The 15,192-nt window shown below is 69.9% G+C and carries 11 protein-coding genes and 1 pseudogene; 3 read left to right on the forward strand and 9 right to left on the reverse strand.

Annotation, left to right across the window (positions count from 1 at the left end):
• Positions 1-86: 86 nt before the first annotated feature.
• Positions 87-1,154 (forward strand): polyprenyl synthetase family protein, encoded by a 1,068-nt coding sequence (locus tag OG871_RS05500; RefSeq protein ID WP_371503219.1) that lies wholly within the window; start codon positions 87-89, stop codon positions 1,152-1,154.
• A gap of 168 nt (positions 1,155-1,322) precedes the next feature.
• Here OG871_RS05500 and xdhC read toward each other — a convergent pair whose 3' ends face one another.
• The 6 genes from xdhC to OG871_RS05530 form a co-directional block, all read right to left on the reverse strand.
• Complete coding sequence (gene xdhC / locus OG871_RS05505; RefSeq protein ID WP_371503220.1) at positions 1,323-2,132, reverse strand: xanthine dehydrogenase accessory protein XdhC; 810 nt, start codon at positions 2,130-2,132, stop codon at positions 1,323-1,325.
• Between the two features lies 1 nt (position 2,133).
• Positions 2,134-4,575: a xanthine dehydrogenase molybdopterin binding subunit gene (xdhB, locus tag OG871_RS05510; protein WP_371494581.1), complete on the reverse strand. Its 2,442-nt coding sequence runs from the start codon at positions 4,573-4,575 to the stop codon at positions 2,134-2,136.
• Complete coding sequence (locus OG871_RS05515; protein WP_371494583.1) at positions 4,572-6,035, reverse strand: xanthine dehydrogenase small subunit; 1,464 nt, start codon at positions 6,033-6,035, stop codon at positions 4,572-4,574. Before OG871_RS05515 ends, xdhB begins: the two co-directional genes overlap by 4 nt.
• A gap of 440 nt (positions 6,036-6,475) precedes the next feature.
• Complete coding sequence (locus OG871_RS05520; RefSeq protein WP_371494585.1) at positions 6,476-7,780, reverse strand: hypothetical protein; 1,305 nt, start codon at positions 7,778-7,780, stop codon at positions 6,476-6,478.
• Positions 7,777-9,036, reverse strand: a complete 1,260-nt coding sequence (locus tag OG871_RS05525; RefSeq protein WP_371503221.1) for an MFS transporter — start codon at positions 9,034-9,036, stop codon at positions 7,777-7,779. The genes OG871_RS05520 and OG871_RS05525 overlap by 4 nt, the downstream gene beginning before the upstream one ends.
• A gap of 2 nt (positions 9,037-9,038) precedes the next feature.
• Positions 9,039-10,355: a discoidin domain-containing protein gene (locus OG871_RS05530; protein ID WP_371494586.1), complete on the reverse strand. Its 1,317-nt coding sequence runs from the start codon at positions 10,353-10,355 to the stop codon at positions 9,039-9,041.
• Positions 10,356-10,888: 533 nt separating this feature from the next.
• Here OG871_RS05530 and OG871_RS05535 point away from each other — a divergent pair.
• Positions 10,889-11,431: a thioredoxin family protein gene (locus tag OG871_RS05535; RefSeq protein WP_371494588.1), complete on the forward strand. Its 543-nt coding sequence runs from the start codon at positions 10,889-10,891 to the stop codon at positions 11,429-11,431.
• A gap of 223 nt (positions 11,432-11,654) precedes the next feature.
• Here OG871_RS05535 and OG871_RS05540 read toward each other — a convergent pair.
• From OG871_RS05540 to OG871_RS05550, 3 genes and pseudogenes are all read right to left on the reverse strand, one after another.
• A pseudogene (locus OG871_RS05540) lies at positions 11,655-11,783 on the reverse strand (family 1 glycosylhydrolase); the annotation flags it as partial.
• A gap of 114 nt (positions 11,784-11,897) precedes the next feature.
• Positions 11,898-13,022, reverse strand: coding sequence for an SPFH domain-containing protein (locus OG871_RS05545; protein ID WP_371494590.1), 1,125 nt, complete (start codon positions 13,020-13,022; stop codon positions 11,898-11,900).
• A gap of 13 nt (positions 13,023-13,035) precedes the next feature.
• Complete coding sequence (locus tag OG871_RS05550) at positions 13,036-13,290, reverse strand: hypothetical protein (protein WP_371494592.1); 255 nt, start codon at positions 13,288-13,290, stop codon at positions 13,036-13,038.
• Between the two features lie 691 nt (positions 13,291-13,981).
• On the opposite strand from OG871_RS05550, the gene OG871_RS05555 reads away from it, so the two are divergent.
• Positions 13,982-15,184: a branched-chain amino acid ABC transporter substrate-binding protein gene (locus tag OG871_RS05555; RefSeq protein ID WP_371494594.1), complete on the forward strand. Its 1,203-nt coding sequence runs from the start codon at positions 13,982-13,984 to the stop codon at positions 15,182-15,184.
• Positions 15,185-15,192: the final 8 nt, after the last annotated feature.

Genomic DNA, 15,192 nt, shown 5'->3' on the forward strand with positions numbered 1-15,192 from the left:
GCCATCCGCCGACGGACCCCGCCACGACCCGGCGGCGCGGGCGTGCCCGTGCGGATGAGAGGGTGGGCCCCGTGGACGAGACGATCATGGCAGCCGCCCGCGAACGAGCCGCCGAACACCGGCACCGGTTCGACCTCCGCTTCGAGGCCTACTTCGCCGCCCTGCCGGAACGCCTCGACACCCCGCCGCTCAGCCGCTTCACCCCACACTGCCTGGAACTGCTGCGCGACCTCTCACTGCGCGGCGGCAAGCGGCTGCGGGTCGCCCTCCTGTACGAGGCCGCCCGACTGGTGACCACCGACCCGGTACCCGGCCTGGCTGAGGCCGCGCTGAGCATCGAACTGCTCCAGACTCACGGGCTCGTCCACGACGACATCATCGACGACACGCCCCTGCGCCGCGGCGGCCCCTCCACCTACTACGCCTACCGCCAGGAGTTCCCGGAGTCGGACCGCACCGCCCTCGGCCTGGCCGTCCTGGCCGGGGACCTCGCCGCCTTCCTCTCAATGCGGGTCCTGCTGGACGCGGACGTCCCCGCCGAGCTGCGCCAGGCGATGCTGGAGGTACAGCTCAACGCCGGCGCCGAGACGGTCACCGGCCAGATCATCGACCTCGAACGCGACTTCCGACCGCTCCCGGACGAGGAATTCCTGCACACCGTCTGCGAGTACAAGTCCACCCGGTACTCCGTGCTCGCCCCGCTGCGACTGGGGCTGCTGGCCGCAGGTGAGGACGTGGCCCGCCACGACGCACGGCTGCGCCGGTACGCGACCCTGGTCGGCATCGGCGGCCAGCTCCGCGACGACTACCTCGACCTGTTCGGCGACGACGACACCATCGGCAAGTCCACCGGCACCGACCTCCGCGCGGGCCGCCGCAGCTACGCCGTGAGCGCCCTGCTCGCCGCCGCGGACGAGACGCAGCGGGCCGTGGTGGAGTCCGCGCTCGGTGACCCGCACTGCCCCGCCGACACAGTCGAGCACATCCGCGAGCTGGCCCGGCTGCTGGGCGTGGACGGGAAGCTCCGCTCCGACATGCGGCGCTGCGCCGATGCGGCCCGCACCGTGGCCCAGGGCTGGCGCCCGCACTGGCGCGAGGAGGCGGTGACCTTCTTCGAAGGCCTGCCGCTGTCGAACGTGATACCCGGCGAGTGAACGGATGGCCCGGGCTCCGGTGGGCACCCGGTCACCGGGAGCCCGTCCTTCCTGGGCAGATCCCGCGTTGTGATGGCTGCCTGTGCACCAGGCGACGCCGACGGGGTGCCAGGGATCGGATGGCCCCCCATACGAGCGCGGGGCACCCCTGTCGATCCGGCTGGAGAGTCAGTTCCCATCGGTTTCGAAGGCGCGCAGCAAATCGGCGGCGACGCTCACGGCAATTGTCGCGGGATCCTTGCCGGTGATGTCGGCCAGCCCGATCGGGGTCTTGATCCGATCGATGGTGGCCTCGTCGTGACCGCCCTCGGTGGCGAGGCGTTTGCGGAACCGCACCCACTTGGCCGCCGACCCGATCAGCCCGATGGAGCCGAGATGGGTTGTGCGCAAGGCGGCGTCGCACAGAGCGGCGTCCTCGGCGTGATCATGGGTCATGATCAGGATGTGGGTGCCGCGCGGCAACTCCGCCAGCACCTCCTCGGGCAGCAGCGGCGTGTGATGCACGGTCACCTGCGCCACCGCGTCTGCCAGCACGTCGAGCCGCTCCTCGGTGAGCATGTCGGAGCGGGTGTCGATCAGATGGAGGTCGAGGTCCTGACGTGCCAGGATGCGCGCCAGTTCCAGCCCGACGTGCCCGACGCCGAAGATCGCCACCGCTCGAGCCGTCGGCAGCGGTTCGAGCAGCACGGAGACCATGCCTCCGCAGCACTGCACGCCATGCTGGTTGACCACCTTGTCGTTCAGGGCGAAATCAATCATCTCCGGCTCAGGCTTGGACGCGGCGATCATCTCCCGCGCCCGGTCGATCGCGACGGCCTCGACATTGCCGCCACCGATCGAGCCCCACGTCCCGGTCTGCCCCACAACGAGTTTCGCACCGGCGTCGCGCGGCGCATGGCCGCGCACGGTCGCGACGGTCACCAGCACGCCGGACTCCCGGCGTGCTCGCAACCGTGCCACCGCGGCGACCCACGTCATGTCAGGCACCGCTCAACGCTTTTGCGTCGGTCTGGTTCCTGCCGTTGGCGACCTGCCCGTTCGCGGCGTGGCCGTTGGCGGCAGACCCGTTCCGGGCGTGACCGTTCCGGGAGACATCGCCCCGGCGAGCCGCCTGGATCGCCCAGTACACCGCCTCCGGCGTTGCGGGCGAGGCCAACTCGACGCTGACCCCGCTCGGCCCGAACGCGGCGGCGGCCTGCCGCAACGCTTCTCGCACCGAGAACGCCAGCATCAGCGGAGGCTCACCCACCGCCTTGGACCCGTATACCGCGCCCTCTTCGGTGGCGTGCTCCAGAAGCGTGACGTTGAACTCCTCGGGCATCTCCGAGAAGCTCGGCAGCTTGTAGGTGCTCGCCGCCTGGGTCAGCAGCCGACCGCGGTGCGGCCCGTCACCGGCATCCCAACGCAGGTCCTCGACTGTCAGCCAGCCCGCGCCCTGCACGAAACCACCCTCGACCTGACCGATGTCGATCACCGGGGACAGGCTGTCGCCGACGTCGTGCACGATGTCCACCCGCCGGATGCGGTACGCACCGGTGAAACCGTCCACCTCCACCTCGGCTGCGGCGGCACCGTGGGCGAAGTACTTGAACGGCGAGCCCCTGAACGTCTTCGCGTCCCAGTGCAGACCCTCGGTGCGGTAGAAACCGGCCGCCGACAGCTGAACTCGCTGGAAGTACGCGGTGCGCACCAGATCGTCCCAGGCCAGCTCCTTGTCGCTGCCGAGGGCACGCGCGACGCCCTCGACGATGCGCACGTCCGAGGCATTCGAACCCAGCTGGGTGGCGGCCACCTGCAGCAGCCGCTCGCGCAGCTGCTCGCAGGCGTTCTTCACCGCCGCACCGTTGAGGTCCGCCCCTGCGCTGGCAGCGGTGGCAGAGGTGTTGGGCACCTTGTCGGTTCGCGTCGGGGCCAGCCGCACCTTGGGCAGCGGGATACCCAGCGCGGTCGCGGCCACCTGCAGCATCTTGGTGTGCAGGCCCTGGCCCATCTCGGTGCCGCCGTGGTTGATCAGGACCGAGCCGTCCTTGTAGATCAGCACCAGCGCGCCGCCCTGGTTGAAGGCGGTGAGGTTGAACGAGATCCCGAACTTGAGGCCGGTGATCGCAAGTGCCCGCTTGGTGTTCGGGTGCGCGGCGTTGAAGGCGGCGATTTCGCGCTTGCGATCGGCGATGCCGGCGTTGTCCTGAACCTGCTGCCAGACGGTGGAGATCCGTTCGGGCTGAACGACCAGCTGCCCGTACGGCGTCGACTGGCCCTGCCGGTAGAAGTTGCGCTCCCGCAACTCCATGGGATCGAGGCCGAGCAGCGGCGCGCACCGGCCCATGATGTCCTCGATCACCAGCATGCCCTGCGGTCCGCCGAAGCCGCGGAAGGCGGTGTTGGAGACCTTGTTGGTCCTGGCGATGCGACCGGCGATGCGCGCGTTGGGAATCCAGTAGGTGTTGTCGATATGACACAGCGCACGGGCCACCACCGGCTCGGAGAGGTCCAGGCTCCAGCCGCCGTCTGCGGTCAACGTGGCGTCCAGGGCCTGGATGCGGCCGTCGGCGTCGAAGCCGATCTTCCACGTGGCGTTGAACCCGTGCCGCTTGCCGGACATGGTCAGATCCTGAGTACGGTTGAGCCGCACCCGAACCGGCCGACCGGTCAGCCTGGCGCCGAGCGCGGCGACGGCCGCGAACCCGTGCGGCTGCATCTCCTTGCCGCCGAAGCCACCGCCCATCCGCAGGCACTGCACGGTCACCTCGTGACTGTGCAGGCCGAGCACGTGCGCGACGATCTCCTGGGTCTCCGAAGGATGCTGGGTGCTGCTCTGGACGAACACCTGCTCGGCCTCGTCGATGTAGGCCAGCGCCGTGTGCGTCTCGAGGTAGAAGTGTTCCTGATCGGAGAACTGGAACTCGCCGGTGAACACGTGCGCGGAGTCGGCGAAGCCCGCGTCGACGTCGCCGGTCAGCATCACGGGCCGAGCGCCGTGAAAACTGTCGGCCGCGATCGCTTCCTGAAGCGTGATGAGGGAGGGCTGTTCGTCGAGTTCCACCTCGACGGCCGCCGCACCGAGCCGGGCCGCTTCCAGGGTCTCGCCGAGCACCCAGGCGACCGCGTGGCCGTAGAACATGACCGCGTCGGGGAACAGCGGTTCGTCGTGCTTCATGCCGGCATCGTTCACGCCTGGCACGTCGGCACCGGTCAGTACGCGGACCACACCGGGCACGGCGAGCGCGGGTTCGGTGCGCAGCGCGGTGATCCGGCCGTGGGCCTTCATGGCCTGGACCGGGTAGGCGTGCAGCACGTCCTTGGTGCGATGGATCAGGTCGTCGGTGTAGAGCGCGGTGCCGGTGACATGCAGGACGGCACTCTCGTGCGGCATCGAGACGCCGACGACAGGCTTTTCGGGGCGTTCGGACAGATGGCTCATGACGACACCGCCTCGGTGGTCTGTGCGTGCAGCTTCAGCAGGCTCTGGCCGAGCATCGCAGAACGGTACTCGGCGCTGGCGCGGTGATCGTTCATCGGCGTGCCCTCGGCCTGCAGCACCCGGGCCGCGGCCTCGGCGATCTCCGCCGTCCACGGCCTGCCCTCCAGGGCCGCCTCGGTGGTGAGGGCGCGGATCGGGGTGGCGGCCACGCCGCCCAGGCCGATGCGCGCCTTGCGGACGATCCCGTCCTTGATGTCGAGCGCGAACGCGACCGCCACGCTGGAGATGTCGTCGAAGCGCCGCTTGGCGATCTTGTGGAAGGCCGTGATCGGCAACAGCGGCAGCGGGATGCGCACCGCGCGGATCAGCTCGCCGGGACGGCGCACGCTCTGCCGGTAGCCGGTGAAGTACTCCGCCAGCGGGACCTCGCGCTCACCGTCGGCGTCGGCGAGCACCACCGATGCCTCCAGTGCGAGCAACGCCGGCGGGCTGTCACTGATGGGGGAGCCGGTACCCAGGTTGCCGCCGAGGGTCGCACCGTTGCGGATGAGCCGGGATGCGAACTGCGGGAACAGCTCTGCCAGCAGCGGGACGCTGCCGTCGAGGCGGCGTTCGATCTCGGTGAGCGTCAGTGCCGCCCCGATCTCGATGTAGTCGGATTCGACTCGCAGCTCCCGCAGTTCGGACAGCCAGTCGACGGCGACCACGCAATCCGCCCGGAGGGAACGGATATTCACCTCCACGCCCCAGTCGGTGGAGCCGGCGACGACCACCGCGTCGGGCCGCTCGCGCAGCAACTGCAGCGTTTCGGCCAGCGTGCTCTTCCGCAGGAACACGCTGTCGTCCTGGACGTATTCGGTGGCAACCGGTGTCGGCGGGGACTGCTCGCGACGCCGTGCCAGCGGGTCGCTGTCGGTGGGCATACCGACAGCGAACGCGGCATCGCGAATCGGGCGATAGCCGGTGCAGCGGCACAGGTTCCCGCTCAGCGCGTGCAGATCGAAACCGTTCGGGCCCTGCTCGCGGTCGGTGCTGTCGGCCGAGTCCGCGTACGCACAGCGGTCGGGTCGGTAGTACTCGGCAGCCATGCTGCAGACGAATCCCGGTGTGCAGTAACCACATTGGGAGCCGCCGCGGACCGCCATCTCCTCCTGCACCGGGTGCAGGGTGGGCGGCATTCCTGGTTCACCGGCGGTGGCTAGACCTTCGGAGGTGATGATCTCCTGACCGTCGAGCGCCGCGACCGGGACCAGGCAGGCGTTGACCGCCACCCAGTCGGTGGGCTTGTTTACCCCGGGACGGGCCACCAGGACCGAACAGGCGCCGCATTCACCCTCGGCGCAGCCCTCCTTGGCGCCGGTGAGGCCACGCTCGCGCAGAAAATCCAGCACTGTGGTGTGGGGCGCAACCGGTGAAATCGGTGCTTCCTTCCCGTTGACCGTGATCCGCGCCGCTACCATGACAGGCCTTCGTTTCGGTGCACGATCGGTCGATTCATCATCTTCGCCAATTTCAGGCAGCTTTCTGTATTCAGACTCGCCACGTGAGAGGCGCGGGCGCAGAATGGCACGCCACAGCGACGTGGCGGGAGGTCACGTGAGAGGAACAGGCGCAAGACGGCACGCCACAGCGACGTTCCGGGAGGTTGCGACGGGAAGCCCGGAATGTGCCACGCACGGGCACATCGGCAACGGCCTGCTCAGCAGCCGTGCGCGATCCGACCCGGAACCCAGACCGTGCGGCGGGCGAGGCGACCGAGATCAGAGCTGGTGTACATCCGCTGGTCGCCTCCTTTCGGCAGTTATGGATCGGCTTCCACCGCAAATTAGTGGCTGGAGCCACAGAGGTCAAGAGGTTGACCTCGGTCGATCATCCTGGGGCGTACGGGGCCATGGTGTGATCACATCGAGAGTGCTCGTGCCCCGCATCGGCCCACGCTTGGGGTCGTGACGTTCCGTCTGGTCCACCGATTCGGCTGCCTCTTGGTCGGCTGGCTGCGGCTGCCGGCGCAGTCCTCCGCGGCCAAGGACACCTCGCCCAGCAGCAGATCCTCAGTGCGACCTACACCCTGCTCATCGCCCTCTTCGGCGTCCAGACGGGCTACGCCACGTTCGACCAGGTCACCGCGACCGTCCACGACCTCCAACTGCCGGGCCTGCTCAGCACCCCTCGGCTGAACATCAGCGTCAGGCCGTGCGCGGTCAACTTCTGCCCTCGGGCGCATAGTGGTCGGCGAAATCGACGCCGCCGGCACGGTCACCGGCGATGAACCACCGGGCACCAGCAGGTGCGGCGTCCCGCTGCCGTCCGCCGGCACGCTCCAGACGTCGGTGCCCTTCCCCTCCTGGGCCGGCAGCGCGTACCCGAGCGTCTCCCCGTCGAGCCAGGCCGCCTGGTCGTCCACGCTGCGCGACTCGGCCAGCGGGTGCTCGCGCATCCCCGCCAGTTCCAGGACGTGGAGCCGCCAGGGCGCCGCCGGGTCGGCCGAGACCTTCTTCTTGAAGGCGATCCGGGTACCGTCCGGCGAGAGCGAGGGGCACTCCACGTTGTCCCGCAGTGTGCGGGCCGACCACGCCCGAAGGTCGCCCTCGACCAAGTGGGTCCGGCCGCCGGTCGAGACGGTGGCGTAGAAACGGTTGTCGTCGGCGGCGAAGTTGACGCCCCAGTAGTTGACGTCGGCGGCGTGGTAGCGGGCACCGTCGACGGTCAGCGGGATGGACTCGACCGACTTGACCAGGTAGCCGGTGCGCAGGTCCAGGATCGACGTCCGGGTGGAGAAGGTACCCGCCGCGTAGGAGTCCCCCACGGCGAAGGTGGTCCAGGAGAGCAGTTGCCCGGAGGCCGACACCCGGGCCCGGTTCGGGATGCCGGGCACCGTCACCGTCTGGAGCTCGGTGAACCGCCGGTCGTACACCACCGCCTGGGTACGAGCCGGGGTGCCGGGCAGCGCCCGCAGGCACAGGGCCCGGTCTCCCCCGGCGTGGAAGCGGACGCAGGACGGCCCGTCCGGCACCCCCGGGCTGCGGGCGACCCGCCCGGTGGCGGTGTCCCGGTAGTACAGCCCGGGCTCGTCCAGGGTGAACGAGCTCTCCGCGGCGACGAGCCGCTGCCCGCCGCCGCGCTGCCGGGCGTGCAGCACGTACCCCAGCGAACCGCCCAGCAGCACCAGGGCAGCGGCGATCAGCACCACTGAGCGCGCCTTCACGAGACCTCCCTCTCCGGCAGGATCCGCCATGCGGCGACGAGTGCGGCGGCCAGCGCGAGTGCGGCCACCGCCAGCGCCGGTCGCGGCCCGCACCATGTCCAGGCCGCACCGAAGCCGGCCGCACCGACCAGCCGGGCCAGCGCCTGGCCGGTCTGCAGCAGCGCGAGCCCGCTCGCTCGGCCGTCGAGCGGCAGTACCGGCCCGGCCAGTGCCATCAGCACGCCGTCCGTGGCGGCGTAGAAGACGGCCAGGAGTACCAGGACGAGTACGGCTGCCGGCCATCCCGGCGGAGCCATCAGGGTGAGGTAGGCCGCCAGCAGCGCAACGTGCCCGCAGAGGAACGGAATGCGCCTCCCGGTCCGGTCCGCGATCCGGCCCGCCGGTACGGCCAGCAGCAGGTAGCCGGCCGCGGCGCCGAGCGGCAGCAACGGGAAGATCAGGGGCGGCAGGTCCAGGCCGCGTTGGAGCAGAAGATAGAGGAAGGAATCGCCGATCGTCGCGGCCCCCAGTAGCGCGGCGGCCGTGACGACCCGCCGGAACACCGGATCGCCGAGTGCCCTGTTCCTCCTCCTTCCGGTCGGCCTCGACCCGGCGGCCGCCACCGCCGCCGTCCCGGCCGCCGGCTCCGTCCCGGCCGGGACGAACAGCACCAGCACCAGCACGCCGAACAGCCCGGTGGCGAAGCTGACCGCGAAGACCGCGTCGTACGCGTCCGCCGTCGCCCACAGCACCGCGAACGCGACCAAGGGTCCGAGCAGCGCCCCCGTGGTGTCCATCGCCCGGTGCACTCCGAACGCCCGGCCGAGCGACTCCGGCGGTGCGCTGAGCGAGATCAGCGCATCCCGCGGCGCGGTCCGCACGCCCTTGCCGAGCCGGTCGGCGGCCAGCGCGGCGGCGATCCCGCCGGCCGCTCCGTCGGCCAGCAGCAGTCCGAGCCGCGAGAGCGCCGAGAGCAGGTAGCCGACCCCGGCGACCGTCCGGTGCCGGCCGCCGCCGTGGTCGGCGAGCCTGCCGCCGAGCAGCCGGACCAGCGCCGTGGCACCGTTGAACAGCCCGTCGAGGAAACCGAATTGCAGTGGCGAGAGGCCGAGCCCCAGCACCAGGTAGAGCGGCAGCACGGCGGTGACCATCTCCGAGGAGACGTCGGTGACCAGGCTGACCGTGCCGAGGGCGATGACCGTGCCGGGGACGCGCCGTCCCGTCCCGGCGGGGCGGGACGGCGCGTCCGAACGGCGGCCGGTGGTGGCCAGGTACATCATCAGTGGCAGCTGTACTTCGGGCCGGTGTCCTTGACCTGGCCGTCCGTTCCGACGTAGGTCCAGCCGTAGCCGGAGTCGGTGAAGTCCAGCTTCAGCACGCCGTAGTCGCCGCTGATCCGCTTCTGGCTGTTCGGCTGGACCTGCTCGATCGGGTACGGGTCGGCGCCGCCCATCCCGCCGACGATCTCGACGATCCCGTCCGCGGTGGCCTTCCCGTCCGGGTCCTGCGGGGCGAACCGCTCGTAGTGGTGGTCGTGTCCGTTCAGCACCAGGTCTGCCCTGGCGCCGTAGAGAATCTTCCACACCGGCCGGGAGACCGGGTCGTTGCCGTGCCCGCCCGAGGAGTACAGCGGGTGGTGCCAGTAGGCGGCGATGCACTTCTTCGCATTGGCCGCCAGGTCGGCCTTCAGCCAGTCGATCTGGGCGCTCTGGTCGAAGGCGTTGGAGTCCAGTGCGACGAAGTGCCAGTTGCCCTCGTCGAAGCTGTACCAGCTCTTCCCCTGCGGGTAGGCGATGCTGCCGAAGTACGCCTTGTAGCCGGCGAGCGGCCCGGCCGGGTCGTAGGTCTCGTGATTGCCCGGCACCGGGCGGGTCTTCGCCTTGAACGCCCCCCAGGTCTTGTCGTAGTAGTTGCGGAAGTCCGCCAGCCGGGCGTCGTCGTACTGGTTGTCACCCATCGTCAGGTAGAGCTTCGGGTTGATCTGCTGGGCCAGCGCGGCCGTCTTCGGATGCGCACAGCCGCTGTCCGAAGCGGTGCACTGCGCGGCGATGTCGCCCGCCGCCACCACGGTGAACGCCCCGCCCGGCGTGGGTCCGGTCGGTGACGGGCCGGTCGGTGACGCGCCGCCGTCCGGCACCCCGTACACCTGCATCTCGAACAGCGAGTACCCGTACGACGTCCCGCGCACCGTCCCGTACATCCGGACGTAGCGGCCCTTACCGCCCAGCCCCGCCCAGTCGTCCGTCCCGCCGTTCCCGGCCTTCTCCTCCGCCATCGTCGTCCAGGTCACCCCGTCCGCCGACACCTCCACCCGGTACGCCTTCGCATAGGCGGACTCCCAACTCAGCTTCACCCGCGAGATGCTGGCGCTCCCTCCGAGATCCACCCGCAACCACTGCGGGTCCTTCCCCTCCGCACTCGCCCACCGCGTGGAGGCGCTCCCGTCGAACGCCTTCCCCGCCGCGTACGACGACCCCTCGGTGGACGAGGCCGTCGCGGCCTTCCCCTGCGAGATCAGCGGATCGACCGCCGCCCCCGCCCGCCCGGACCAGCCGAGCAACAGGCCGCCGAGCAACGCGAGCACAGCGGCGAACATTCCGACACGAACAGGCCTTGCCGAGACACCCAGACGCATCCGTGGACTCCATGACCTTGAGAAACGGCGAGAGCTGGACTCCGGTCCACACACCACACGAACTCACCGGACAAGCGGCGACCACACCACCGCAGCGGCCGGGTCAGAGCTCTCACTGAGCGCGTCACGCCCCTCCGGCACGGGCGCCGCGCCAAGCCGCCAGCCGACAGCGTAATAGAAAGTAAAGTTGCCTATCAATAGTTGGGCGACACCGCATCTCCGCCGAGGTGTTCGCCCCGCTTTCGTCGCCCCATGCGCAGAGCCGCCATCGCCCTGGATCAGTGCCATGCCCACGCCGACCGGGAGCGTCCGGCGGAGCTGGCACCGGATGACCGCGACCCGATGTCCGGCGAGCCGACACGACCGCTCCGTGGCTCCTCGCCCACCACTCGTAGTCGAATTACCGGAAGCGGGGCGACTGGCAACCGCTGGCCTCACGGGACGACCATGGTGGTACACACACCCACCGCAGTCACTCGGAGGAAGTGAGCCAGATGGCTGCCATCTCCACCATGGTCCCGCTCGGGACGCCCGCACCGAACTTCTCGCTGCCCGCGGTCGACGGCCGGGCAGCGGCACGGGACGACTTCGCCGCCGCACCGGCCCTCCTGGTGGCCTTCCTGTGCAACCACTGCCCGTACGTGCGGCACGTCGAGCAGACTTTCGGCGAGCTGGTCGGCGAGTTCCCGGACCTCGCGGTCGTCGGGATCTGCAGCAACAGCCCGGCCGTCGCGCCCACCGACGACGCCGACGGGCTGCGCGCCCAGATGGCGCGCACGGGGTGGGACTTCCCGTACCTCATCGACCTCGACCAGTCCGTCGGCCGGGCGTACCACGCCGCCTGCACACCGGACTTCTTCCTCTACGACGCCCGCCGCGAACTCGCCTACCGGGGTGCGATGGACGACTCGACGCCCGGCAACGGGAAACCGGTCACCGGCGACCTGCTGCGGCACGCCATCGGCCTGGTGCTGGCCGGCCGGCCCGTCCCGCAACCGCACCGACCGAGTATGGGCTGCTCCATCAAGTGGGCGTGACGGACCACCGCCTGGCGGGCTGGGCGTGCCGGCCGACCGGGCGAGCCAACGGCCAACGGCCAACGGCCAACGGCCAACGGCCAACAGGAGATTCGCGGCGTCCCAGGCGCTTTCGAATCGCTGGTGGCACCTCTTGAGCGCTGTCGCGCTCGTTCTTGCGCCATCCGGACAACCCCTCGGGCGTTGTCAAGAGACCACCCATTCCGCAGCGAACGGAAGTCAACTACGCGGAGCGATGGATGCGGTGAGTGGAGATCAGGTCGCGGTACCAGGCGTACGACGCCTTCGGGGTGCGCCGCTGCGTCGCGAAGTCGACGTGGACCAGGCCGAACCTTTGATGGAACCCCTCAGCCCGTCGAACGCCCTGTCACCTTATCGGCCCGTATGAGCCTCGGGCAGCGCACGACCGGACCACAAGGCCCCGAAGGGCTGGCCCTCACCCCCCTCACGATGTACGGCGTTCCCATCACTCGAGGCCGGCCGGCTCACCGTCCTCTTCGACGCGGCCCTGCGGTGCGCCCAGGCCCCTGCGGACCGAGTCCAGGATCGTCAGGCCCTGGCTGACCAAGCCGGCGGCGATCTCGCCCAAGCCGTCGGCGCCGTTGAGAACGTTGACATTGGCGCCCGCCAGCCCGCCGGCCGCCTCCTTGACGATCTGCGGCAGCTGGTCGATCAGCATCCGGTCCAGCGCCACCCGGTCGTACGAGGCCGCCGCCTCGGCCTGGATCTTCATCCGCTCCGCCTCGGCCACCGCCAGGACCCTGATCCGCTCGGCCTCCGCCTCGGCCGGCTTCACGACCTCGGCGACCAGCTGCTGCTGGCGCAGCTCGGCCGCGCGCTGGGCCAACTCGGTCTGCGCCGCCAGCACCTCCTGCTGCGCGTGCGCCTGCGCCAGCGGGCCGGCCTGGGCGGCCTGGGCCTGGGCCCGGTCCACCTCGGCGGTGTACTGCGCCTTCACGACGGCCGTCTCCCGGGCGTACTCGGCCTGCTTCCGGGCGGACTGCTGCTCCGCCTCCGCCGAGGCCTGGGTGGCCTGCGCCTGGGCGATCTGGGCCTGGCGCTGGATGGCCGCCCGGTGCGGGGCCGACATGGCGGCGATGTAGCCGGTGTCACCGTCGTCGATCGACTGGATCTGGAGCGAGTCGACGATCAGGCCGATCTTCGCCATCTCGGCCTTCGAGGTGTCGAGCACCTCGGTGGCGAGCTTCTGCCGCTCGGTGACGATCTCCTCGACCGTCATCGAGCCGATGATGGCGCGCAGGTGACCGGCGAAGATCCGGCCGGTCAGCACGGACATCTGGTCCTGGTCGGAGAGGAAGCGCTGGCCGGCGTTGACGATGCTCTCGGTGTCGTTGCCCACCTTGAAGGCGATCACCGCCTTCACCGTCAGCGCGATGCCCTGCTTGGTCACGCAGGTTTCGGCGACCTCCGCCTCGCACATCGCCAGGGTCAGGAAGCGGACCTTGCGGAACACCTGCATGACGAACGTCCCGTGCCCGGTCACCACGCGGAACGGCGCGCCCGAAAGGCCCCGTCTTCCACCCGAGATCAGCATCGCCTGGTCGGGCGCGGGAACGCGATAACCGAACATCCTGGTTGCCTCCTCAGCGAGGTCCGTCGGCAGGATCGGACCCCGGGTTGCCGATGGGATCGGTCCACTCCATGACATCGACCTGGCGAGTACCGCGCGACTCGATCACCAGCACGGGTGTTCCCTCCGGCAGGGGCTCCTCCGACCAGGCGAGGAAACTCTCCGAACCGCCCCTGATCTTCACCAGGACCTCACCGGGCCCGGCGGCTCCCCGGGTGCCGATCACCAACACGCCGGGGCAACCGATCACGGCCTCGTCCGACACCATGGGCGGCCGTCCCTTTCACCTGTCGAACGTCCCGCGACCATCCTGGCAGCAGCAGCCGTCCACAGCGGACAGGCGCGCGACCGGATCACCGTCCCGGCGCAGCGCTGATTCCGAATGCGTCAGCCCGCGGTCGGCGCCGGTGCGTCGACGGAACGGTGGACGGGCCTCGGGTGGGTCACGCGAGGTCACGGCGTGCGACATTCCGTGTGTCGCGCACCCGAGGTTTTCGGACTCCGTACTGTTCCCGCGGCGTCGGCCAGGGACGGTGCACGTGAGGCCGTTCCAGAAGTCCCGGGAGCCATTGATGATCAGCGCCGACCGCCCTCCGCCGCACCCTGCTCGGCCGCCACCTGCCGTACCGGGTGGCAACCCCGTCGCCATCGGTGACACGGTCGGTATCACCGGCCGCCGGGCACACCCGCCGCCGCCCCACTCGAACACCCCCCCCCCGCGCCACCGCGAGGCCGGGATGAAACTCCGGCTTCGCGGCAGGCGAGATTGTTCGGGTTCAGCTCTTGACCGACTGGCCATCGATTGTGCAATATCACACATCACATACGCACGCCCTGTGACGCCAGCGTCAAGAAGAGCCGCGTTCCGGGCCGGGCCCTCCTCCTCATGCCCTCGTCTTGGCCGATCCCCCACGACTCGTAGCCGAACCCCCGCAATGCCTCGCACCAGGAGCGTTCCCGTGAACAGACACACCGTCCCCGCCCTGCTCCCCGCCTCCCGTACGACGTCCCGCCGCGTGGCTCTGGCCTCGGTCCTCACCGCGGTCGCCCTGTCCACCACCGGCTGCAACGGACTGCTCGGCGGCGGCAGCAGCGAAGACGGCGACAAGGGCCCGATCGTCCTGGGCATGAACATCCCGCTGTCCGGCAGCAGCGCGGACGTCGGCCCCTACATGCAGAACGGAGCGCAACTCGCGGTCGACGAGATCAACGCGAAGGGCGGCGTCCTCGGCCGGAAGCTGCGGCTCCAGGTGGAGGACGACGCCTGCGACCCGAAGACCGCGGTCGCGGCGGCCAACAAGCTCGTCGCGGCGCACGCGGCCGTCTCGGTCGGCGGCTACTGTTCGGGCGCAACCCTGCCCACGCTCCCGATCTTCGACAAGCAGAAGATCCCCATGGTCATTCCAGCCGCCAACTCCAACCAACTCGTGGCCCAGCACCTCAAGCACGTCTTCCTCATCAACGGCACCGGAAAGCAGCAGGCGGCCGCCGCCGTCGCCTGGCTGAGGAAGGACGGGGCCAGGAACGTCGCGGTCATGGACGACAACACCAGCTACTCCAAGGACATCGCCGACCTCACCTCGGCCCAGTTGGGTACGGCGGGGGCTCCGGCCAAGGCCACCGAGGAGGCGGTCAACCCCGGCGAGAGCGACTACGGCCCGAGTGTCACCGCCGTGCTGAAGTCGAACCCCGACTACATCTACTGGACCGGCTACTACCAGGAGGGCGGTCTGCTCATCCGCCAGTTCCGTCAGGCCGGGTACAAGGGGAAGTTCCTCGTCGGCGATGGCTCGGTCGACCCCAAGCTCGTCCGGATCGCAGGTTCCCCCAACGGTGAGGGCGTCTACGCGACCATGACGCAGACGCCGCAGACCACGCCGGGTGCCGAGAGCTGGATCGCCTCCTACAAGCAGAAGTTCGGCGCGGAGCCCGGCCCGTACGCCACCCAGTCCTACGACGCCGTGCGGGTCGCCGCCGAGGCCGTCAAGGCGGCCGGCAGCACCGACGGGGACAAGGTCGCCGCCTCGCTCGAGAGCCTGAAGGGCTTCAAGATCTTCTCCGGCCCCCTGACGTTCACCGCCGACCACACGCTGAGCAACGGCGGCTTCGCGATCCTCACCGTCAAGAACGGCGAGTTCGTCCTGCAGGACTCCCTCAACTAGCCCGAGGG

The sequence above is a fragment of the Kitasatospora sp. NBC_00374 genome (assembly GCF_041434935.1).
Lineage (GTDB): Bacteria > Actinomycetota > Actinomycetes > Streptomycetales > Streptomycetaceae > Kitasatospora.

What these genes read in the sequence shown, in the direction of transcription:
- OG871_RS05500 (WP_371503219.1), top strand. Translation starts at nt 87, where the DNA reads ATGGCAGCCGCCCGCGAACGAGCCGCCGAACACCGGCACCGGTTCGAC.
- xdhC (WP_371503220.1), bottom strand. Translation starts at nt 2,132, where the DNA reads ATGACGTGGGTCGCCGCGGTGGCACGGTTGCGAGCACGCCGGGAGTCC.
- xdhB (WP_371494581.1), bottom strand. Translation starts at nt 4,575, where the DNA reads ATGAGCCATCTGTCCGAACGCCCCGAAAAGCCTGTCGTCGGCGTCTCG.
- OG871_RS05515 (WP_371494583.1), bottom strand. Translation starts at nt 6,035, where the DNA reads ATGGTAGCGGCGCGGATCACGGTCAACGGGAAGGAAGCACCGATTTCA.
- OG871_RS05525 (WP_371503221.1), bottom strand. Translation starts at nt 9,036, where the DNA reads ATGTACCTGGCCACCACCGGCCGCCGTTCGGACGCGCCGTCCCGCCCC.
- OG871_RS05530 (WP_371494586.1), bottom strand. Translation starts at nt 10,355, where the DNA reads ATGTTCGCCGCTGTGCTCGCGTTGCTCGGCGGCCTGTTGCTCGGCTGG.
- OG871_RS05535 (WP_371494588.1), top strand. Translation starts at nt 10,889, where the DNA reads ATGGCTGCCATCTCCACCATGGTCCCGCTCGGGACGCCCGCACCGAAC.
- OG871_RS05545 (WP_371494590.1), bottom strand. Translation starts at nt 13,022, where the DNA reads ATGTTCGGTTATCGCGTTCCCGCGCCCGACCAGGCGATGCTGATCTCG.
- OG871_RS05550 (WP_371494592.1), bottom strand. Translation starts at nt 13,290, where the DNA reads ATGGTGTCGGACGAGGCCGTGATCGGTTGCCCCGGCGTGTTGGTGATC.